The organism is Streptomyces sp. NPDC091281 (genome assembly GCF_044757425.1).
GTDB lineage: Bacteria > Actinomycetota > Actinomycetes > Streptomycetales > Streptomycetaceae > Streptomyces.
On the sequence record NZ_JBIVUY010000007.1, the window covers coordinates 399,041 to 418,846 of the forward strand.

The following is a 19,806-nucleotide window of genomic DNA, read 5'->3' on the forward strand; positions in this document are numbered from 1 at the left end:
CGGGCGTCGGCGCCGCCGTGCCGGAGCGGGCCCGTAGCGTGGGCGCATGAGCGACAACGCGCGGGTACGCGACGGAGGTTCGGGCCGGGAACGGCTGGTCGTCATCGGCGGGGACGCGGCGGGCATGTCCGCCGCGTCCCAGGCCCGGCGCCTCAAGGGGCCCGACGAACTGGAGATCGTCGCGTTCGAGCGCGGCCACTTCACCTCGTACTCGGCCTGCGGCATCCCCTACTGGGTCGGCGGGGAGGTCGGCGACCGGGACGACCTGATCGCGCGGACGCCGCGGGAGCACCGGGAGCGCGGGATCGACGTACGGCTGCGCACCGAGGTCACCGCGATCGACGTGGCCGGGCGGCGGGTGCGGGCGCGGGACCTCGGCTCGGGGGCCGAGTCGTGGACGCCGTACGACAAGCTGGTCGTCGCGACCGGGGCGCGACCCGTGCGGCCGGACCTGCCGGGGGCCGACGCGGACGGGGTGCACGGGGTGCAGACCCTGGACGACGGGCAGGCCCTGATCGACTCGCTGTCCCGCGCGCGCGGGCGGCGCGCGGTGGTCGTCGGGGCGGGCTACATCGGCGTGGAGATGGCGGAGGCGTTCGTCCACCGCGGCTACGAGGTGACCGTCGTCAACCGGGGCGCCGAGCCGATGTCCACCCTCGACCCGGACATGGGCCGCCTGGTGCGCGAGGCGATGACCGGCATGGGCATCACCATGGTCGACGACGCCGAGGTCACCGAGGTCCGCGTCGACGACGGCGGCCGGGTCCGGGCGGTGGTCACGGCGGACGCGGAGTATCCGGCGGACGTCGTCGTCCTCGGCCTCGGCGTCCGCCCCGAGACCGCGCTCGCCGCGGCCGCGGGGCTGCCGCTGGGCGCGCACGGCGGGCTGCTGACGGACCTCGGGATGCGGGTGCGCGGGCACGAGGACATCTGGGCGGGCGGCGACTGCGTGGAGGTCCTCGACCTGGTCTCCGGCCAGGAGCGGCACATCCCGCTCGGAACGCACGCCAACAAGCACGGGCAGGTCATCGGCACCAACGTCGGCGGCGGGTACGCCACGTTCCCCGGCGTGGTCGGCACGGCCGTCAGCAAGGTGTGCGACCTGGAGATCGCCCGGACCGGGCTGCGCGAGAAGGACGCGCTGCGGGCGGGGCTGCGGTTCGAGGCGGTCACCGTCGAGTCGACCAGCCGGGCGGGGTACTACCCCGACGCCGCCCTCATGACGGTCAAGATGCTCGCCGAGCGCCGCACGGGACGGCTGCTGGGGGTGCAGATCGTCGGCCGGGAGGGCGCGGGCAAACGCGTCGACATCGCGGCGGTCGCCCTCACGGCCGGGATGACGGTGGAACAGATGACGGCCCTGGACCTCGGCTACGCGCCTCCGTTCAGCCCGGTGTGGGACCCGGTCCTGGTCGCGGCCCGCAAGGCGGCGGCCAAGGTGCGGGACGGCGGGGCGTAGAGCGGCGGGGCGACTCGTACGGAAGGCCCGGGGCGCGCGAGAGGGGGGTTGCGCGCCCCGGACCGGTCCGTGCCGGCGGACCGGGTCAGCCGGTGCCGCTGATCCGCGGGAGGGTCGAGACGGGCGCGGTGGCGGGCGGGTCGCTGGGCTTGGCGTGGGCCGCGGAGGCGGGCCGGGAGCGCAGCCGGTGGCTGACCGCCTCGTCCAGCGTCACCGGCCGCTGCATCTGCGAGGCGAGCCGCCCCGCCTCCTGGCCGAGCCGCGCCACGTCCTCCCAGGGGAGGCGGATCACCAGCGCGATCTCCGCCTCGCCGTCGGGCGTGGCGTGCATCGGTGGAGCAACCCGGTCGTTCATCGCCTGTCCTCACGTCGTCACGTCGTCCCCGCGGTGCCGTTCTGCGGGCCGCGGGCGTTGCCGAGTCATACGCGGGCGCGGCGCGGCCCGTTCACCGGTTCGGCCCACGGATCGCGGGCAGTACTTCCTTGTGGTCATCCCCGTCCATGACGTGAACCCGACGCGCCGCACCCCGACGGTGACGTACGCGCTGATCGCCGCCAATGTCCTCGTCTTCTGGTTCATGCCGGGCCTGGCCGGCTCGGTCGCGGGCGACAGCGCGCTGACGCAGACCTGCAACCTGCACGCGTTCCTGGCCCACTGGGCGGCCGTGCCGCAGGAACTGATCAGCGGTCAGCTGCCGCAGCTGGTGCCGACCGGCGCGACCCGCGCGGGCGGCTGCGCCCTGGGCCCGCCGGGCTACGAGAAGTCCCCGGAGCTGAGCGTGTTCACCGCGATGTTCCTGCACGGCGGCTGGCTGCACCTGCTGGGCAACATGCTGTTCCTGCTGATCTTCGGCAACAACATCGAGGACCGCATGGGCCACGTCCGCTTCGCACTGTTCTACGTCGCGTGCGGCTACGCGGCGTCGTACGGCTTCGCGCTGCTCAACGCGGACTCGACGGACCCGCTGATCGGCGCCTCGGGGGCGATCGCGGGGGTGCTGGGCGCCTATCTGGTGCTGTATCCGAAGGCGCGGGTGTGGGTGCTGGTGCCGTTCCTGGTGTTCCTGCCGCTGCGGCTGCCCGCCTGGATGGTGCTGGGCTTCTGGTTCGGTCTCCAGGCCGTGTACTCGTCCGGCGAGGGCGTCTCGGAGGGCGCGGGCACGGTGGCGTACGCGGCGCACGTGGTGGGGTTCCTGGCGGGGATGCTGCTGGCCTGGCCGCTCAAGCCGGGCACCCCGCCGCCCCCGGAGCCGCGCGGCCTGCTCTTCGGCCGCCGGGCCCGGCCCGGCTGGTGACGGCGGCGCCGACGGGGTGTCAGCCGCCCTCGCCCGCGCGGAACCGGGCGACCCACTCGGCGGTCGCGGTGACCCCGCCGAAGGTGTAGAAGTGCGTGCCCACCGCGCCGTGCCGGTCCGGGTCGTACCCGGCGGCGAGGTCCCGCAGGAACCGGTCCGGTCCCGCCGTCCCCATGAGGTGGGTGAGCGACAGGCCGTACTTGCGGGCGACGGCGGCCCCCGTGCCCACCCCGAACCGGGTGGCGTACGTCAGCAGCCGCCGCACCCCGGCCGGGCCGGGCACACCGACCCGGACGGGCAGGGTGACGCCCTGCCGCCGGAGTTCCGCGATCCAGGCGAGGACCGGTTCGGCGTCGAAGCCGAACTGGGTGATGACGCTGCCGGTGAGGCCCTGTTCGGCGAGCGCGTCGGCCTTGTCGCGCAGGGCCGCCCACAGGACGTCGCCGGGGATCGCCGGGTGCCCCTCGGGGTAGCCGCAGATCCCGACGTGCCGGACGCCGTGCCCGGTGAGCAGGCCGGACCGGATCAGGGCGAGGGCGTCCGGGTAGGGGCCCAGCGGGCGGGCCGGGTCGCCGCCGACGGCGAAGACCTCCGCCGAGGCCCCGGCGGCACGCAGACCGCCGAGGAAGTGCTCCAGGTCGGCGCGGGAGGTGAGGCGGCGGGCGGCGATGTGCGGCACGGGGACCAGACCGAGCGCGCGGACGGCGCGGGCCGCGTCCAGGCGGGTGCCGAGGTCCTCAGTCGCGAGGAAGGTGACGTTGACCCGGGTGCCCGGCGGGAGCGTGCCGCGGGCCCGCTCCAGTCCGGCGACGTCCTTGCCGGTCATCTCCAGCGAGAAGCCGTCCCACAGCGCGCCGCCCGCGGTCGCGGGCGGCGTCGTGCCGGTGCCGAGCGGGTCCATGCGGCGCCGGTCAGCGGGCGGTCTGCGTGTGGACGTACTCCACGAGGCGGGTGAGGGCGTCCGGGTCGGTGGACGGCATCACGCCGTGCCCGAGGTTGAAGACGTGGCCCTCCAGGCCCGCCGCCGCGTCGAGGACCTCGCGGGCCTTCGTCTCGACGGCCTCGGTGCCCGCGAACAGGACGGTCGGGTCCAGGTTGCCCTGGAGCGCCTTGCCGGGCCCGATCCGGCGGGCCGCCTCGTCCAGCGGGACGCGCCAGTCGACGCCGACGACGTCGGCACCGGCCTCGCTCATCGGGCGCAGCAGCTCGCCGGTGCCGACGCCGAAGTGGATGCGCGGCACGCCGTACCCGGCGACGGCGTCGAAGACCTTCACGGAGGCGGGGAGCACCGAGCGGCGGTAGTCGGCGGGGGCGAGGGCGCCCGCCCAGGAGTCGAAGAGCTGCACGGCGGAGGCACCCGCCTCGATCTGCACCTTCAGGAAGGCGGCCGTGATGTCGGCGAGCCGGTCCAGCAGGTCGGCCCAGAGCCGGGGGTCGCCGTACATCATCGCCTTGGCGTTCTCGTACGTGCGCGACGGGCCGCCCTCGACGAGGTAGCTCGCGAGGGTGAAGGGGGCGCCCGCGAAGCCGATCAGCGGGGTGGCGCCCAGTTCGGCGGTGAGCAGGCCGATGGCCTCGGTGACGTAGGAGACGTCCTCGGGGGTGAGGTCGCGCAGCCGGGCGAGGTCGGCGCGGGTGCGGATCGGCTCCTCGACGACCGGGCCGACGCCGGGCTTGATGTCGAGGTCGAGGCCGATCGCCTTGAGCGGGACGACGATGTCGCTGAAGTAGATCGCCGCGTCCACGCCGTGCCGCCGCACCGGCTGGAGGGTGATCTCGGTGACCAGCTCGGGCCGCGTGCAGGACTCCAGCATGGGGACGCCCTCGCGGACCTTGCGGTACTCCGGGAGCGAACGGCCCGCCTGCCGCATGAACCAGACGGGCGTGTGCGGCACGGGCTCGCGCCTGCACGCCTTCAGGAAGGCGCTGTCGTACGTCGCTGTCGGCTGGCGGCCCGCGGGGCTCTCGTTCACGCTCACGACGGCAAGTCTCCCACGCCCCCGCGGCCCTCCCGATCGCCCCCGGCGGCCCCTCGCACACACGGCGTGCGCGCGCGTGTTCGCCCAGCGCGCAGCCGTCCGGGGTCCGCGCACGGGTGTCTTGCCCTGCGCGAAGCGCCCGTTCCCCTTAATCTTCCCCGCATGGCTGCGGCTCAGGGACGACTGTCGGACGGCACGGGCGGTATGGACGACGCGAAGGCGGAGGACCGGGATGCGAGCAGGTCGGGGCCGCCGCCCTTCCGGGCCGCCGTCGACGCGCTGCGGGCCGCCCGGCTGCGGCCCGAGATCGAGATCGACCCGACCCCGGCCCCGCAGCGCCTCGCCCCGCACGCGTACGCGCTGGAGGCGACCGTCGTGGACGGCGACCAGGACCTCGCCGACGGACGGCTGGTGCTGCTGCACGACCCGGCCGGGCACGACGCCTGGCGCGGGACGTTCCGCCTCGTGACGCTGATCCGGGCCGAGCTGGAGGCGGAGATGGCCGTCGACCCGCTGCTGCCGGACGTGTGCTGGTCCTGGCTGACGGGCGCGCTCCAGACGCGCGGGCTGACCTGCGGCGAGCCGAGCGGCACGGTGACGCGCGCGAGTTCGCACTACTTCGGCGGGCTCTCCGAGCGCCCGGCGTCCTCCCAGATCGAGATCCGCGCCTCCTGGACGCCCCGCGAGGGCCTGGGCGGGGTGCCGGACACGGCGGCGCACCTGGCGGCCTGGAGCGATCTGCTGGCCCAGGTCGCGGGGCTGCCCCCGGCGGGCCCCGGCGACGCCTCGGTCGTCACCCTCCCGCAGCGGCGGGACCCGCAGGCACGCTGACACTCCCCCGCACCGGCCGGTCAGGACCGGGTTGCCGCCTTCCGAGGCGCAGCCCGGTCCTTCACGTTTCCGGCCCCGCACGAGCCGATCGCGCCCCTGCGGCCCCGGCGATCCTGACCCGGCCCCTTCCCCCCACGGCCCCGATATGCGCGGCGTAGCCCGATCGGCCGCACCGATTGACCATCTCTTTGTCGATACGGCCACTTTCGATCCCGTAGGCCATTCAACCCAAACCGATTCGATCTTCGGATGATCGATCGCGTGTCCGAATTGCACGGATTGTTACTCACTAGATCGTGATCATTCTCTAAAGGACCCGGGGTCCGCTGCCGAAGACGACTGTGACCTTGAAAGCACGGTTCGTCCCGGCTTCATCCCCACGAGCCGGCCCCCCGTCGTCCCCCACCCAGGAGGCCTGGTGTCCGTTCTCCTCGAGCAGCCCGCAAGCCTGGTCGCCTACCGCCCGAACAAGCCCACCGCCATGGTGGTCGTGGCCGACCCCCGCGTCCGCTCCACCGTCACCCGCCACCTGTGGGCGCTCGGTGTGCGCGACGTGATCGAGGCCTCGTCCGTGGCGGAGGCTCGTCCCCGCATCGGCAACCCCCGCGACATCTGCGTCGCCGACGTCCACCTGCCCGACGGTTCGGGCCTGACCCTCCTGTCCGAGACCCGCGCCGCGGGCTGGCCCAACGGCCTCGCCCTCTCCGCGGCCGACGACATCGGCGCCGTGCGCAACGCCCTCGCGGGCGGCGTGAAGGGCTACGTCGTCACCGGCACCCGCACCAACGTCGGGCTCCCCACCCGCCCCGGCGCCGCCCCCATCGGCGCGGCCGCCGCCCGCCTCCACCGCCGCCCCCCGGGTGCCCCGAGCCACCCGGGCGGCTACCGCGAGCTGTCCGGCCGCGAGGTGGAGGTGCTCCGGCTCGTCGCCGAGGGCCAGTCCAACAAGGCGATCGGCGTCTCCATGGGCCTGTCCGCGCTGACCGTCAAGAGCCACCTCGCGCGCATCGCCCGCAAGCTGGGCACGGGCGACCGGGCCGGCATGGTCGCGGTCGCCCTGCGCACCGGCATCATCCACTGACGGCCCGCCGGACGGCCCGTCCCGAGTCCTCACCGACCTGACTTGTTCACGACCCCGCGGCGCCCCTCGACGGAACGTTCCGTCGGCGGGCGCCGTCCACACACGGATACCCTTGACAGGTGACCGACGCCCAAGAAACCGCAGCAGCCAGCTCACTGCGAACCACCGGAGGCGCCCCTCCGGACGACGGCGGAACCACTGCTTCCGGGGCGCCGACACCACTGCTCGAACCTCGCGAGGGCATTCCCCCCGTCGTCGCCGACGCGGACACCCTCGCCGAGGTCATCGCCGCCTTCGCGGCCGGCTCCGGCCCCGTCGCCGTCGACGCCGAACGCGCCTCCGGCTACCGCTACGGCCAGCGGGCCTACCTGGTCCAGCTGCGCCGGGCGGGCGCGGGCACCGCGCTGATCGACCCCGTCGCCTGCCCCGACCTCTCCGCCCTCGGCGCGGCCCTGTCCGGTGTCGAGTGGGTGCTGCACGCCGCCACCCAGGACCTGCCGTGCCTGCGGGAGATAGGCATGGTGCCCACCCTGCTGTTCGACACCGAGCTGGCCGGCCGCCTGGCCGGGTTCCCGCGCGTCGGCCTCGGCGCGATGGTCGAGAACGTCCTCGGCTACGTCCTGGAGAAGGGCCACTCCGCCGTCGACTGGTCGACCCGCCCGCTCCCCGAACCCTGGCTCCGCTACGCCGCGCTCGACGTCGAACTCCTCGTCGACCTGCGCGACGCGCTGGAGAAGGAGCTGGACCGGCAGGGCAAGCTCGACTGGGCCCACCAGGAGTTCGCCGCGATCGCCGCCGCGCCGCCGCCCGAGCCCCGCAAGGACCCCTGGCGCCGTACGTCCGGCATGCACAAGGTGCGCCGCCGCCGCCAGCTCGGGGTGGTGCGCGAGCTGTGGCAGACCCGCGACCGGATCGCCCAGCGGCGGGACGTGTCGCCGGGCAAGGTGCTGTCCGACGCGGCGATCGTCGAGGCGGCGCTCGCCCTGCCCTCCGACGCGCACGCACTCGGCGCGCTGAACGGCTTCGGGCACCGCACCAGCCGACGCCAGCTGGAGCAGTGGCAGGCCGCGGTGGACCGGGCGAAGGCGCTGAGCGAGTCCCAGCTGCCGCAGCCCGGCCAGCCGGTCACCGGTCCCCCGCCGCCGCGCGCCTGGGCGGACAAGGACCCCGAGGCCGCCGCCCGCCTGTCGGCCGCCCGCTCGGCCGTCTCGGCGCTGGCCGAGGAGCTGAACATGCCGCAGGAGAACCTGATCTCCCCCGACACGGTCCGCCGCGTCTGCTGGGAACCGCCCCGCCCGGCCGACGCGCCCGCCGTGACGGCCGCCCTGACGGCCCTGGGGGCGCGCCCCTGGCAGATCGAGCAGGTCGCCCCGACCCTGGTGACGGCCCTGGCGGGCGCCGACGGGGGCGGGGAGACGGCGGAGTAGCGGGACGGGGACCGTCCGGCGGGCCGGGCGTGCGGAGCGCTCAGGGGTCCGCTCAGCGGCTCGGGAGACCGACCGCGCGGGGCGGGCCCCTCGCCGTCCTCCGGACCGCGCGGGCCGAACTGGGGAAACTCGTACACCCGGGGGTTTTGCGGCGGTCTGGGCGGCGAGATCCAGCCAAGATCACGAGGAGGCGCGGAAGCGCCGGAAGGGGCGGACGGCCGGTTTCCGGTGGGCCGGGCGTGTGACATTCGCCGCTCCGACCGGCAGGACTGTGCAGCTACGTTACCCACAAGTAGCATGAACCTGAGCGCGCGCTCAGTGCCGGCGCGCCGCAGCAGTGCCATCCCGCACCCTGGAGGAGAGCCATCGTGCCTCGTACCGTCAGGGACGTCGTCTTCGTCGACGGCGTCCGTACCCCGTTCGGCAAGGCGGGCCCGAAGGGCATCTACCACGAGACCCGCGCCGACGACCTCGTCGTGAAGGCGATCCGGGAGCTGCTGCGCCGCAACCCCGGCCTGGACCCCAAGAAGATCGACGAGGTCGCCATCGCCGCGACCACGCAGATCGGTGACCAGGGTCTCACCCTCGGCCGCACCGCCGGCATCCTGGCGGGTCTGCCGACCTCCGTGCCCGGCTACTCCATCGACCGCATGTGCGCGGGCGCCCTCACGGCGGTCACCTCGGTCGCCGGTTCCGTCGCCTTCGGCGCCTACGACGTCGCCGTCGCCGGTGGTGTCGAGCACATGGGCCGTCACCCCATGGGCGAGGGCGTCGACCCCAACCCGCGGTTCGTCAGCGAGAAGCTGGTCGACGAGTCCGCCCTCTTCATGGGCATGACCGCGGAGAACCTGCACGACCGGTACCCGCGGATCACCAAGGAGCGCGCCGACGCGTACGCGGTCCGCTCCCAGGAGAAGGCCGCCAAGGCCTACGCCAACGGCCAGATCCAGGCCGACCTGGTCCCCGTCTCCGTACGCCGCACCAACCCCGAGGCGGGCGAGACCGGCTGGGGCCTGGTCACCGCCGACGAGCCGATGCGGCCGGGCACCACGCTGGAGAACCTCGCCGGTCTGAAGACCCCGTTCCGCGTCCACGGCCGGGTCACCGCGGGCAACGCGGCCGGACTCAACGACGGCGCGACCGCCTCCCTCATCGCCTCCGAGGACTTCGCGCGCGAGAACGGCCTGCCGGTCAAGATGCGCCTGGTCAGCTACTCCTTCGCGGGCGTCGAGCCGGAGGTCATGGGCTACGGCCCGATCCCGGCCACCGAGAAGGCCCTCGCGCAGGCCGGCCTGTCGATCTCCGACATCGGCCTCTTCGAGATCAACGAGGCGTTCGCCGTCCAGGTCCTGGCCTTCCTGGAGCACTACGGCATCGCCGACGACGACGCGCGCGTCAACCAGTACGGCGGCGCCATCGCGTTCGGCCACCCGCTGGCCTCCTCCGGCGTCCGCCTGATGACGCAGCTGGCCCGCCAGTTCGAGGAGCAGCCGCACGTCCGCTACGGCCTGACCACCATGTGCGTCGGCTTCGGCATGGGCGCGACGGTCATCTGGGAGAACCCGCACTTCGAGGGGGACAAGTGAGCACCACCGCCGAACTGTTGAAGGGCGCGGCCGAGCTGTTCCCGGACGAGGTCGTCACCGCCGCCCACGTACGGCACTTCGACCTGCCGCTGGGGGCGGGGCGCTTCGCCCTGATCACCCTGGACAACGGGCACGACCACACCAAGCCGACCACCTTCGGCCCCCAGTCCCTCGCGAACCTGAACACCGCGATCGACCAGGTGGAGAAGGAGGCCGCCGCCGGGGACGTCGTCGGTGTCGGCGTCACCGGCAAGCCGTTCATCTTCGCCGTCGGCGCCGACCTCAAGGGCGTCGAGCTGCTGAAGCGGCACGAGGACGCGCTGGCCATCGGCAAGGGCGGCCACGAGGTCTTCAAGCGCCTCGCGGGCCTGGCCGTGCCGACCTTCGCCTACTACAACGGCGCGGCCATGGGCGGCGGTGTCGAGGTCGGCCTGCACTGCACCTACCGCACGGTGTCCGCCGCGCTGCCCGCGTTCTCATTGCCCGAGGTCTTCCTCGGCCTGGTGCCCGGCTGGGGCGGCTGCGCGCTGCTGCCGAACCTGATCGGCGCCGACAAGGCCGTCTCGGTGATCATCGAGAACTCGCTCAACCAGAACAGGCAGCTCAAGGGCGTCCAGGTCCACGAACTGGGCATCGCCGACGCCCTGTTCGAGGGCGCGGACTTCCTGGAGCAGTCGCTGATCTGGACGGCGTCCGTCCTCAAGGGCGAGATCGTCGTCGAGCGTCCCGCGATCGACCGCGGCGAGGCCTGGGACCAGGCCGTCGCGCGCGGCCGGTTCGTCGCCGACTCCAAGGTGCACGGCGCGGCCCCGGCCGCCTACCGCGCGCTGGACATCATCGCCGCCGCCAAGGACGGTGACCTCCAGGCCGGGTTCGACGCCGAGGACCGGGCGCTCGCCGACCTCATCATGGGCGGCGAACTCCGCTCCGGGATCTACGCGTTCAACCTGGTGCAGAAGCGCGGCAAGCGGCCCGCGGGCGCGCCCGACAAGTCGCTCGCGCGGCCCGTCACCAAGGTCGGCGTCGTGGGCGCGGGCCTGATGGCCTCGCAGCTCGCGCTGCTGTTCCTGCGCCGTCTGGAGGTGCCGGTCGTGCTGACCGACATCGACCAGGCCCGCGTCGACAAGGGCGTGGGCTACGTCCACGCCGAGATCGACAAGCTGCTCGCCAAGGGCCGCGTCAACCAGGACAAGGCCAACCGCCTCAAGGCGCTGGTCTCCGGTGTGCTGGACAAGGCCGAGGGCTTCGCGGACGCGGACTTCGTCATCGAGGCCGTGTTCGAGGAGATCGGCGTCAAGCAGCAGGTGTTCGCGGAGGTGGAGGCGGTCGCCCCGGCGCACGCCATCTTCGCCACCAACACCTCCTCGCTGTCGGTGACCGAGATGGCGTCGAAGCTGAAGCACCCCGAGCGGGTCGTCGGCTTCCACTTCTTCAACCCGGTCGCGGTGCTGCCGCTGCTGGAGATCGTGCGCGGCGAGCAGACCGACGACGCCTCGCTGGCCACGGCGTTCGGTGTCGCCAAGAAGCTGAAGAAGACCGCGGTGCTGGTGAAGGACGCCCCGGCGTTCGTCGTCAACCGGGTGCTGACCCGCTTCATGGGCGAGGTGCAGAACGTCATCGACGAGGGCACTCCCGTCGAGGTCGCCGAGAAGGGCGTCGAGCCGCTCGGTCTGCCGATGTCGCCGCTGGTGCTGCTGGAGCTGGTCGGTCCGGCGATCGGCCTGCACGTCTCGGAGACCCTCCACCGGGCGTTCCCGGACCGCTTCACGGTCTCCCCGAACCTCAAGGCGGTCGTCGACGCGGGCAAGCGCGGCTTCTACGTCTACGACAGCGGCAGGCCGGAGCTGGACCCCGAGGTGTCGGCCCTCCTCAAGCAGGGCGACACCGTCCTCACCGAGGAGCAGGTGCGGGCCCGGGTGCTGGACGCGGTGGCGCAGGAGATCGGGCTCATGCTCGACGAGGGCGTCGTCGCCGAGGCGCAGGACGTGGACCTGTGCCTGATCACCGGCGCGGGCTGGCCCTTCCACCTGGGCGGCATCACGCCGTACCTGGACCGCGAGGGTGTCTCGGAGCGCGTCAACGGCAAGAAGTTCCTCGCCCCGGGCGTGGCCTCCGTCCCGGTGTGACCGGTGCCGTGAAGCTGTGAGAAGGGCCCCCGCGTCGACGCGGGGGCCCTTTCCCCGTCCGGCCCCCCGTTACGGGGTCTCAGACCTCGCGCCAGGCCTCCAGGGCGAGGCCGGGCTCGTCCTTGCGGCGGGTGAGGAGGAGGCGGCCGGTGGCGGGGGTGAGGGTGGCGGCGACGACGTCGCCGTGCTCGTCGACGGCGAGGGAGATCCGCGCGTCGGCCGGGAGCGGCGGGCCCGACTCGGTCCACCAGGCGCCCGCGGACTCCTGTTCGGTGGGGTAGGCGGCGAACGCGATCCGGCCGGAGGCGGCGCGCTGGGCGAGCAGGGTGCAGTCGTGGCCGTCGAGGACGCAGCGCACGGCGGCGACCCGGCCGGGTCCGGCCGCGGTGAGCAGGGCGGTGGGCTTGCCGCCGGGACGCCAGGCGCACAGGTCGCCCGACTCGTCGGTGTAGAACAGCGTGGTGTGCTCCGCGGAGGTGGCGAGGGCGCGCAGGGTGCCGGGGCGGACGGAGGTCTCCAGGGGCTCCCCCGCAACGGGCACGGCCGCGGCCTTCTCCTGCCGCCAGTGCAGGATCGTGCCCGGGGCCGCCGCGTAGACCTCGACCAGGCCGGACTCGGTGGTGACGGCGGCCGGTTCGTCGCGCAGACCGCTGCCCTTGAGCCGGCGCCAGGGGTCCCAGCCGCCCTTCTCCTTCTGCGCGACCATGCTCAGTCCGCCGGTCCTGTCCGCGACGAACACGTGGGCCCGGCCCTGGGCGTCCACGGCGACCGCGGGATCGCCGGTACGGCCGCCCGTGCGGTCGGGGTGGCCGATCGGGAGCCAGTCCAGGGGCGCGAGCCGGGGCCGGAAGTGGGTGGAGTGCACGAGGCCCGACTCGCCGCGCACGGTGGGCCGCCAGCTGACGAGGTGGACGTACTCGTCGGGGCCCTGTCCCGTGGCGAGGACCGGGTGCAGCTTCTGGTCGCCGCCGGCTTTCCGCGGGGTGGCCTCCCAGGGGCCGCCGGGCCCCTCCTCCACCCGGCACAGCACGGCGTCGCCGGTCGACAGGTAGACACCGAGCCGTCCGTCGCGACCACGCATGAGCCATTCGCCGTTCACCCGGCTCACTTTATGTCGGCGCCGCAAGGGGGCCGCCACGCGGGGCCGGGGCTCCGTGCGACCCTGGCCGCATGGACGCCGCAGACACCGGGGACGAGACGAACGGGCCGCTGCTGGTGGTCGTGGACGGGGCGAACGTGGTCGGGTCGGTGCCCGACGGCTGGTGGCGGGACCGCCGCGGCGCCGCCGAACGCCTCCGCGACCTCCTGGCCGCACGCGGTCTCCCCGGCCATCCCGGCCCGGTGGAGATCGTCCTGGTGGTGGAGGGCGCGGCCCGCGGCGTGGCGTCCGTACCGGGCGTCCACGTCGAGTCGGCCCCCGCCGACGGCGACGACCACATGGTCACCCTGATCGCCGCCGCCCCGGACCGCCCCCGCCTGGTCGTCACCGCCGACCGCGAGCTGCGGCGCCGGGTGACGGAGCTGGGGGCGGAGGTCACGGGGCCTCGGGCGGTACGGGAGCCTCGGGGCGCGGGCGGCTGAGCGGGCCTGCGGCGGTGGGCGGGTGAACGGGTCTCCGGGGCCGGGACGGCACGGGGCCGGAGCGGGGCGGGAGAGGCGGGTCCCGGCCGGTGCGGGGGTCCTCGCGGGGCCGGGTACGACGCGGCCCCGCCGTCGTCGCCGGGGCGGGACGGGCGGGGCCGGGCGGGGCTGCGGGTGGGGTCAGCTGTCGAGGGGGGCGGGGGTTTTCTCGGCTTGGCCGAGGCGGCTGTGGGAGCGGCCGTAGAGGAAGTAGACGACGGCGCCGATGACCATCCAGACGGCGAAGCGGAGCCAGGTCTCGGCGGGGAGGTTGAGCATCAGCCAGAGGGAGGCCAGGACCGAGATGATCGGCAGGGCCGGGACCCAGGGGGTGCGGAAGGCGCGGGGCAGGTCGGGGCGGGTGCGGCGCAGGATGATGACGCCGATGGCGACGACCACGAACGCGAAGAGGGTGCCGATGTTGACGAGTTCGGCGAGTTCGCTGAGGGGGGTGAATCCGGCCAGGATCGCGATGAGGACACCGAGCAGGATGGTCGGCCGGTGCGGGGTCTTGAAGCGGGGGTGGACCTGGGAGAAGAAGCGCGGCAGCAGTCCGTCGCGGCTCATCGCGAAGAAGACGCGGGTCTGGCCGAGCAGCAGGATCATGCAGACGGTGGTGAGGCCGACGGCGGCACCGAAGCTGATGAAGCCCGCGAACCAGGGATGCCCGGTGGCCTTGAAGGCGTCGGCGAGCGGCGCGGTGACCGACAGGTCGGTGTAGTGCTGCATGCCGGTGACGACGATCGACACGGCGACATAGAGCGTGGTGCAGATGATGAGGGAGCCGATGATGCCGCGGGGCATGTCGCGCTGCGGGTTGCGGGTCTCCTCGGCGGCGGTGGCGACGACGTCGAAGCCGATGAAGGCGAAGAAGACGACGGAGGCGGCGGTGAAGACGCCCATGACGCCGAAGTTGGAGGGGGCCCAGCCGAACATCAGCTGGATCAGCGGGGACTGGAGGCTGTCGCCCGCGGGCACCTCCTGCGCCTTGGGGATGAACGGGTCGTAGTTGTCGCCGTCGACGAGGAAGGCGCCCGCGATGATCACCACGAGGACGACGGTCACCTTGACGGCGACGACGAGCGAGGTGACGCGCGCGGAGAGCTTGGTGCCGAGCACGAGGATGACGGTCAGGACCAGGACGAGGGCGGCGGCGAGGATGTCGAAGCCGAAGCCGTCGGCGCCGTCCCGCCCGGCGAGGGCGTCGGGGAGGTGCCAGCCCGCGTTGTCGAGGAGCGAGGCGATGTAGCCGGACCAGCCGACCGCGACCACCGCCGTGCCGAGCGCGAACTCCAGGACGAGGTCCCAGCCGATGATCCAGGCGGGCAGTTCGCCGAGGGAGGCGTACGAGAAGGTGTACGCGGAGCCCGCCACGGGGACGGTGGACGCGAACTCGGCGTAGCAGAGGGCGGCGAGGGCGCAGACGACGCCGGCCACCACGAAGGCGAGGGCGACGGCGGGTCCGGCGTTGTTCTTGGCGACCGTGCCGGTGAGCACGAAGATGCCGGTGCCGATGATGACCCCGACGCCGAACACCGTCAGGTCCAGCGCGGACAGGGACTTCTTGAGGGCGTGCTCCGGTTCCTCGGTGTCGCGGATGGACTGCTCGACCTTCTTCGTCCGGAAGAGGGTGCTGCTCACGGGGTGTACCTCCCACGCTGTGTCGTCCTGGACATGATCGAGAGGGGGTTCTCCGCGTATGCCCCGGCACGCCGAGGTCACACGAACGGGCCGGTTCCACCACTCGGTCAGCGGTGGAACCGGCCCGTTCGGCGGGTCGGACGGCGCGTACGCCCCCGGGGGCGGCCGTCGGTCAGTCGCGGGCGGCCTCGACCTCCGGGGTCGCGCTGTCGAAGCGGCCGTCGAGCTTGGAGACGAGGCCGGTGACCTGGCGGGCGATGTCGGGGGCGGTCAGGCCGATCTCGGTCATCACCTCGGCGCGGGAGGCGTGGTCGAGGAAGCGCGGCGGGATGCCGAAGTCGCGCAGCGGCACGTCGACCCCGGCGTCGCGCAGGGCCTGGGCGATGGTGGAGCCGACGCCGCCGACGCGGGAGTTGTCCTCGACGGTGACGACGACGCGGTGGCGGTCGGCGAGCGGGGCGAGGGCCTCGTCGACGGGCTTGACCCAGCGCGGGTCGACGACGGTGGTGGAGATGCCCTGCCGGTCCAGGAGGGTGGCGATCTCCAGGCACATCGGGGCGAGGGCGCCCACGGAGACGAGGAGCACATCCGGGGTGTCGGTGCCGGGCTCGCGCAGGACGTCCATGCCGCCGACGCGTCCGACGGCCGGTACGGCGGGGCCGACGGCGCCCTTGGAGAAGCGGACCACGGTCGGGGCGTCGTCGACCTGGACGGCCTCGCGGAGCTGGGCGCGGACCTGGTCGGCGTCGCGCGGGGCGGCGAGCCGCAGTCCGGGGACGACCTGGAGGATCGACATGTCCCACATGCCGTTGTGGGAGGCGCCGTCGGTGCCGGTGACGCCGGCCCGGTCCAGGACGAAGGTGACACCGCACTTGTGCAGGGCGACGTCCATGAGGACCTGGTCGAAGGCGCGGTTGAGGAAGGTGGCGTAGACCGCGAAGACGGGGTGGACGCCCGCGTGGGCGAGGCCGGCCGCGGAGACGGCGCCGTGCTGCTCGGCGATGCCGACGTCGTAGACCCGGTCGGGGAAGGCCTTGGCGAAGCGGTCGAGGCCGACCGGCTGGAGCATCGCGGCGGTGATGGCGACGAGGTCCGCGCGCTCCTCGCCGAGTTTGACCATCTCCTCGCCGAAGACGGAGGTCCAGTCGGCGCCGGAGGTGGCGATGGGCAGGCCGGTGTCGGGGTGGATCTTGCCGACGGCGTGGAAGCGGTCGGCCTCGTCCTGGAGGGCGGGCTGGTAGCCGCGGCCCTTCTCGGTGAGGCAGTGCACGATGACGGGGCCGCCGAACCGCTTGGCGCGGGTGAGGGCGGACTCCAGGGCCTCGATGTCGTGGCCGTCGATGGGGCCGACGTACTTGAGGCCGAGGTCCTCGAACATGCCCTGCGGGGCGATGAAGTCCTTGAGGCCCTTCTTCGCGCCGTGCAGCGTCTCGTAGAGGGGCTTGCCGACGACCGGGGTACGGTCCAGGAGGTCCTTGGTGCGGGCCAGGAAGCGCTCGTAGCCGTCGGTGGTGCGCAGGGTCGCCAGGTGGTTGGCGAGGCCGCCGATGGTGGGCGCGTAGGAGCGCTCGTTGTCGTTGACGACGATGACGAGGGGGCGGTCCTTGGCCTCGGCGATGTTGTTGAGCGCCTCCCAGGCCATGCCGCCGGTGAGGGCGCCGTCACCGATGACGGCGACGACGTGGCTGTCGCGGTCGAGGATCTGGTTGGCCTTGGCGATGCCGTCGGCCCAGCCCAGCACGGTGGAGGCGTGGCTGTTCTCGATGACGTCGTGCTCGGACTCGGCCTGCGAGGGGTAGCCGGAGAGGCCGCCCTTCATCTTCAGGCGGGAGAAGTCCTGGCGGCCGGTGAGCAGCTTGTGCACGTAGGACTGGTGGCCGGTGTCCCAGAGCACCTTGTCCTTCGGGGACTCGAAGACGCGGTGCAGGGCGAGGGTCAGCTCGACCACGCCGAGGTTGGGTCCCAGGTGGCCGCCGGTCTTGGAGACGGCGTCGACGAGGAAGGCGCGGATCTCCTCGGCCAGCTGGTCCAGCTCCTCCGGGCTGAGCCGGTCCAGATCGCGCGGTCCCGTGATGCGGGTCAGCAGCGGCACCCGTGCCTCCTTGCAGTAGAGCTGTTGCCGGGTTCGTCGAGTCTAATGTTCCGCCCCGGAGGACGGCGCCCGCCCCTTGCGTCATACGTCACGGTTCGGCCGTACCCATGATGGACGTCTCCTATGACATGACTGTGTGAACGGCGGCTCGGACATACGGGCGAGTCCGCGTACGGCCGAAGGGGGAGACGGCCGGGGGCGGGGGCGGCCGGGACCGGGCCGAGCGGGAGCGGCCGGTGGCCGCAGACGACCGTGCCCGGTACCGACAGGGGTACCGGGCACGGTCGTGAGGTCGGGCGGCCCCGCGGGGCCCCGGGTCAGCCTCGGCCGGCGGCCTTCTGGCTCTTGCGGGACACGGAGTCGATGACGACCGCGCCGAGCAGGACACCACCGGTGATCATGTACTGGATCGAGGTGTTCATGTTGAGCAGGTCCAGGCCGGTCTGGATGGACTGGATGACCAGCATGCCGAGGAGGGCGGACCAGACGGTGCCGCGTCCGCCGAAGAGGCTGGTGCCGCCGATGACGGCCGCGGCGATGGCCAGCATCAGCGTGTTGCCGCCACCGGCGTTCAGCGTGGCGCTCGCGGTCTGACCGGCGAAGAACATACCGCCGATCGAGGCGAAGCCACCGGCGATGGCGAAGACGGTGATGCGGACCAGCGGCACGTTGATACCGGCGCGGCGGGCGGCCTCGATGCCGCCGCCGACCGCGAAGACCTGGCGGCCGAAGGTGGTCCGGCGGAGCACGAAGTCGACGACGACCAGGGCGATCAGGAAGATCACCAGGGCGTTGGAGACACCGGAGGCGTTGTTCAGGACGGCCGCGGCGGCGAAGGAGGCGACGGCGAGGGCGCCGACGCGCAGCACGATCTCGCTGGTGGGCCGGAAGGGCACCCCGGCGGCCTTGCGGCGGCGCTGGTCGCTGAAGGAGCCGTACGCCAGGGAGAGCACGCCGAGACCGGCCAGGAGGTAGGCGCCGACGATGGCCTGGTCCATGAAGAACGAGCCCTGGCCGAGCAGGTGCACCGGGCCGGAGTCGGACGGGATGTTGATGGTGCCGCTGGAGCCCAGCAGCCACAGCATCAGGCCGTTCCAGCCGAGGAAGCCGGCGAGGGTGACGACGAAGGCGGGGACGCCGATCTTGGCGAAGAACCAGCCGTGCAGGGCGCCGATGGCGACACCGGTGAGGATGGTGAGCGCGAGCGACAGCCAGGGGTTCATGGTGTGGTCCACCACGAACACGGCGAAGAGCGTGGACGCCAGACCGCTGACGGAGCCCACCGACAGGTCGATCTCGCCGAGCAGCAGCACGAAGACCAGGCCGATGGCGAGCATGCCGGTGGCGGCCATGAAGTAGCTGATGCTCGACAGGTTGTCGGCGCTCAGGAAGCGGTCGTTCTGGAACTGGAAGATCGTCCAGATGACGATCAGGCCCACGACGACCGGCAGCGAGCCCAGCTCGCCGCCCTTGACCTTGCGCTTGAACTCCGTGAGGTAGCCCTTGAGGCCCTCCTCGCGGATCAGCAGGCGCGGGTCGACGACGGCGACCGGGGCGGCCGTGGGGTCGTCGGCGGGCGCGACGGTGGCCTGGTCCTCCACGACGCCGTCGGCCTTCTTGAGGCCGTCGCCGGCGGGGGTGTCGCCGCTCTGCACGGTCTTGGACGTGTCGCTCACTTTGCCGCCTCCGGGGTGCGACGCCCCGCACGACGGGTCACGGCGTTGTCCGTGGCACCGGTGATCGCGGCGATGATCTCTTCGTGGCTGGTGTCCTTCACGGGGAAGGAGCCGTTGTTCTTGCCCAGGCGCAGGACGGCGACGGTGTCCGCGACCGCCTTGACGTCGGCCATGTTGTGGCTGATGAGGATGACGCCGAGGTCGCGCTCGCGCAGCCGCTCGACGAGGTCGAGGACCTGCGCGGTCTGCTCGACGCCGAGGGCGGCGGTCGGCTCGTCGAGGATGACGACCTTCGGGTCGCCGATCAGGGCGCGCGCGATGGCGACGACCTGGCGCTGACCGCCGGAGAGGCTGGCGATCGGGATGCGCACGCTCGGGATGCGGATGGAGAGGGTGCTCAGCAGCTCGCGGGCGTTCTTCTCCATCGTGACCTCGTCGATGACGCCGCGGTGCAGCAGCTCGCGACCGAGGTAGAGGTTGCCGACGACGTCGAGGTTGTCGCAGAGCGCGAGGTCCTGGTAGACGGTCGCGACGCCGAGGGTCTGGGCGTCGTTCGGCTTGTTGATGCTGACCGGCCTGCCCTCCCACTCGATGACGCCCTCGTCGATGGGGTGGACGCCCGCGATCGTCTTGACCAGGGTGGACTTTCCTGCGCCGTTGTCGCCCACCAGGGCGACCACTTCTCCGGCGTGGACCTCCAGCTCTACGTCGGTGAGTGCCTGCACCGCACCGAACCGCTTGGAGACTCCGCGCAACGCCAGCACGGGCGTAGCGGACACGTGAACCATCTCCTTCGCCGCCTGACCGGCGGGGATGCCGCGCTGTGGGACAGGCGCGGAGGGATGTGCGCGGGCCGGGAGGAACCGGGCGCCGCGGCACAAGGTTTACAAGATGAACATGCGCGAATCCGCCGCACTTGGCAACGGTTCCGTCCGGCGCCCGCCCCGCAGCGGGGTGTGTGGGCGGGGCGGGCGCCGGAGGGGCTCGCGGGGC

The 19,806-nt window shown here is 73.0% G+C and carries 16 protein-coding genes; 8 read left to right on the forward strand and 8 right to left on the reverse strand.

Going from position 1 to position 19,806, the window contains the following annotated elements; all coding sequences use genetic code 11:
* The first annotated feature begins 46 nt into the window (after nucleotides 1-46).
* Nucleotides 47-1,459: an FAD-dependent oxidoreductase gene (locus ACIQPQ_RS20885; protein WP_401305785.1), complete on the forward strand. Its 1,413-nt coding sequence runs from the start codon at nucleotides 47-49 to the stop codon at nucleotides 1,457-1,459.
* An 85-nt stretch (nucleotides 1,460-1,544) separates the two neighbouring features.
* Here the strand turns inward: ACIQPQ_RS20885 and ACIQPQ_RS20890 are convergent, their stop codons facing one another.
* Nucleotides 1,545-1,814, reverse strand: a complete 270-nt coding sequence (locus tag ACIQPQ_RS20890) for a hypothetical protein (protein ID WP_401305787.1) — start codon at nucleotides 1,812-1,814, stop codon at nucleotides 1,545-1,547.
* A 130-nt stretch (nucleotides 1,815-1,944) separates the two neighbouring features.
* Here ACIQPQ_RS20890 and ACIQPQ_RS20895 point away from each other — a divergent pair, with 130 nt between their 5' ends.
* The gene (locus tag ACIQPQ_RS20895; protein WP_401305789.1) at nucleotides 1,945-2,754 is read left to right on the forward strand and encodes a rhomboid family intramembrane serine protease; all 810 of its coding nucleotides are present in this window, start codon (nucleotides 1,945-1,947) and stop codon (nucleotides 2,752-2,754) included.
* Between the two features lie 19 nt (nucleotides 2,755-2,773).
* On the opposite strand, the gene ACIQPQ_RS20900 is transcribed toward ACIQPQ_RS20895, so the two are convergent.
* Together ACIQPQ_RS20900 and hemE are read right to left on the reverse strand one after the other, a co-directional pair.
* A complete protein-coding gene (locus tag ACIQPQ_RS20900; RefSeq protein WP_401305791.1) occupies nucleotides 2,774-3,655 on the reverse strand; it encodes a methylenetetrahydrofolate reductase in 882 nt (293 codons plus the stop codon).
* A 10-nt stretch (nucleotides 3,656-3,665) separates the two neighbouring features.
* Nucleotides 3,666-4,733, reverse strand: a complete 1,068-nt coding sequence (hemE, locus tag ACIQPQ_RS20905) for a uroporphyrinogen decarboxylase (RefSeq protein WP_401305793.1) — start codon at nucleotides 4,731-4,733, stop codon at nucleotides 3,666-3,668.
* 162 nt (nucleotides 4,734-4,895) lie between these two features.
* Between hemE and ACIQPQ_RS20910 the strand changes: the two genes are divergently transcribed.
* The 5 genes from ACIQPQ_RS20910 (at nucleotide 4,896) to ACIQPQ_RS20930 (ending at nucleotide 11,784) form a co-directional block, all read left to right on the forward strand.
* The gene (locus ACIQPQ_RS20910; RefSeq protein ID WP_401305794.1) at nucleotides 4,896-5,564 is read left to right on the forward strand and encodes a DUF3000 domain-containing protein; all 669 of its coding nucleotides are present in this window, start codon (nucleotides 4,896-4,898) and stop codon (nucleotides 5,562-5,564) included.
* A 418-nt stretch (nucleotides 5,565-5,982) separates the two neighbouring features.
* Nucleotides 5,983-6,645: a response regulator transcription factor gene (locus ACIQPQ_RS20915; protein ID WP_003972894.1), complete on the forward strand. Its 663-nt coding sequence runs from the start codon at nucleotides 5,983-5,985 to the stop codon at nucleotides 6,643-6,645.
* Between the two features lie 119 nt (nucleotides 6,646-6,764).
* Nucleotides 6,765-8,072 (forward strand): ribonuclease D, encoded by a 1,308-nt coding sequence (locus tag ACIQPQ_RS20920; RefSeq protein ID WP_401305797.1) that lies wholly within the window; start codon nucleotides 6,765-6,767, stop codon nucleotides 8,070-8,072.
* A gap of 368 nt (nucleotides 8,073-8,440) precedes the next feature.
* Nucleotides 8,441-9,658: a thiolase family protein gene (locus ACIQPQ_RS20925; protein WP_401305799.1), complete on the forward strand. Its 1,218-nt coding sequence runs from the start codon at nucleotides 8,441-8,443 to the stop codon at nucleotides 9,656-9,658.
* On the forward strand, nucleotides 9,655-11,784 hold the full coding sequence (locus tag ACIQPQ_RS20930) for a 3-hydroxyacyl-CoA dehydrogenase NAD-binding domain-containing protein (RefSeq protein ID WP_401305801.1): 2,130 nt from the start codon (nucleotides 9,655-9,657) through the stop codon (nucleotides 11,782-11,784). The genes ACIQPQ_RS20925 and ACIQPQ_RS20930 overlap by 4 nt, the downstream gene beginning before the upstream one ends.
* Before the next feature lie 79 nt (nucleotides 11,785-11,863).
* Here ACIQPQ_RS20930 and ACIQPQ_RS20935 read toward each other — a convergent pair whose 3' ends face one another.
* Nucleotides 11,864-12,883 carry a hypothetical protein gene (locus ACIQPQ_RS20935; RefSeq protein ID WP_401305803.1) on the reverse strand — a complete coding sequence of 340 codons (1,020 nt, stop codon included), beginning with the start codon at nucleotides 12,881-12,883 and terminating at the stop codon, nucleotides 11,864-11,866.
* Nucleotides 12,884-12,954: 71 nt separating this feature from the next.
* On the opposite strand from ACIQPQ_RS20935, the gene ACIQPQ_RS20940 reads away from it, so the two are divergent.
* Entirely contained in the window at nucleotides 12,955-13,365 is a 411-nt protein-coding gene (locus tag ACIQPQ_RS20940; RefSeq protein ID WP_383777694.1) for an NTP pyrophosphohydrolase, read from the forward strand.
* Nucleotides 13,366-13,545: 180 nt separating this feature from the next.
* On the opposite strand, the gene ACIQPQ_RS20945 is transcribed toward ACIQPQ_RS20940, so the two are convergent.
* The 4 genes from ACIQPQ_RS20945 to ACIQPQ_RS20960 form a co-directional block, all read right to left on the reverse strand.
* On the reverse strand, nucleotides 13,546-15,045 hold the full coding sequence (locus ACIQPQ_RS20945; RefSeq protein WP_401305805.1) for an amino acid permease: 1,500 nt from the start codon (nucleotides 15,043-15,045) through the stop codon (nucleotides 13,546-13,548).
* Between the two features lie 172 nt (nucleotides 15,046-15,217).
* Nucleotides 15,218-17,137: a 1-deoxy-D-xylulose-5-phosphate synthase gene (gene dxs / locus ACIQPQ_RS20950; protein ID WP_383777690.1), complete on the reverse strand. Its 1,920-nt coding sequence runs from the start codon at nucleotides 17,135-17,137 to the stop codon at nucleotides 15,218-15,220.
* Nucleotides 17,138-17,454: 317 nt separating this feature from the next.
* On the reverse strand, nucleotides 17,455-18,813 hold the full coding sequence (locus ACIQPQ_RS20955) for a sugar ABC transporter permease (protein ID WP_401305808.1): 1,359 nt from the start codon (nucleotides 18,811-18,813) through the stop codon (nucleotides 17,455-17,457).
* Nucleotides 18,810-19,601 (reverse strand): ATP-binding cassette domain-containing protein, encoded by a 792-nt coding sequence (locus ACIQPQ_RS20960; RefSeq protein ID WP_383777685.1) that lies wholly within the window; start codon nucleotides 19,599-19,601, stop codon nucleotides 18,810-18,812. The genes ACIQPQ_RS20955 and ACIQPQ_RS20960 overlap by 4 nt, the downstream gene beginning before the upstream one ends.
* Between the last annotated feature and the right edge of the window lie 205 nt (nucleotides 19,602-19,806).

Excerpts from the sequence above, each read along its gene's own strand:
- ACIQPQ_RS20910 (WP_401305794.1), top strand. The coding sequence starts at position 4,896 with ATGGCTGCGGCTCAGGGACGACTGTCGGACGGCACGGGCGGTATGGAC.
- ACIQPQ_RS20885 (WP_401305785.1), top strand. The coding sequence starts at position 47 with ATGAGCGACAACGCGCGGGTACGCGACGGAGGTTCGGGCCGGGAACGG.
- ACIQPQ_RS20940 (WP_383777694.1), top strand. The coding sequence starts at position 12,955 with ATGGACGCCGCAGACACCGGGGACGAGACGAACGGGCCGCTGCTGGTG.
- ACIQPQ_RS20890 (WP_401305787.1), bottom strand. The coding sequence starts at position 1,814 with ATGAACGACCGGGTTGCTCCACCGATGCACGCCACGCCCGACGGCGAG.
- ACIQPQ_RS20960 (WP_383777685.1), bottom strand. The coding sequence starts at position 19,601 with ATGGTTCACGTGTCCGCTACGCCCGTGCTGGCGTTGCGCGGAGTCTCC.
- ACIQPQ_RS20900 (WP_401305791.1), bottom strand. The coding sequence starts at position 3,655 with ATGGACCCGCTCGGCACCGGCACGACGCCGCCCGCGACCGCGGGCGGC.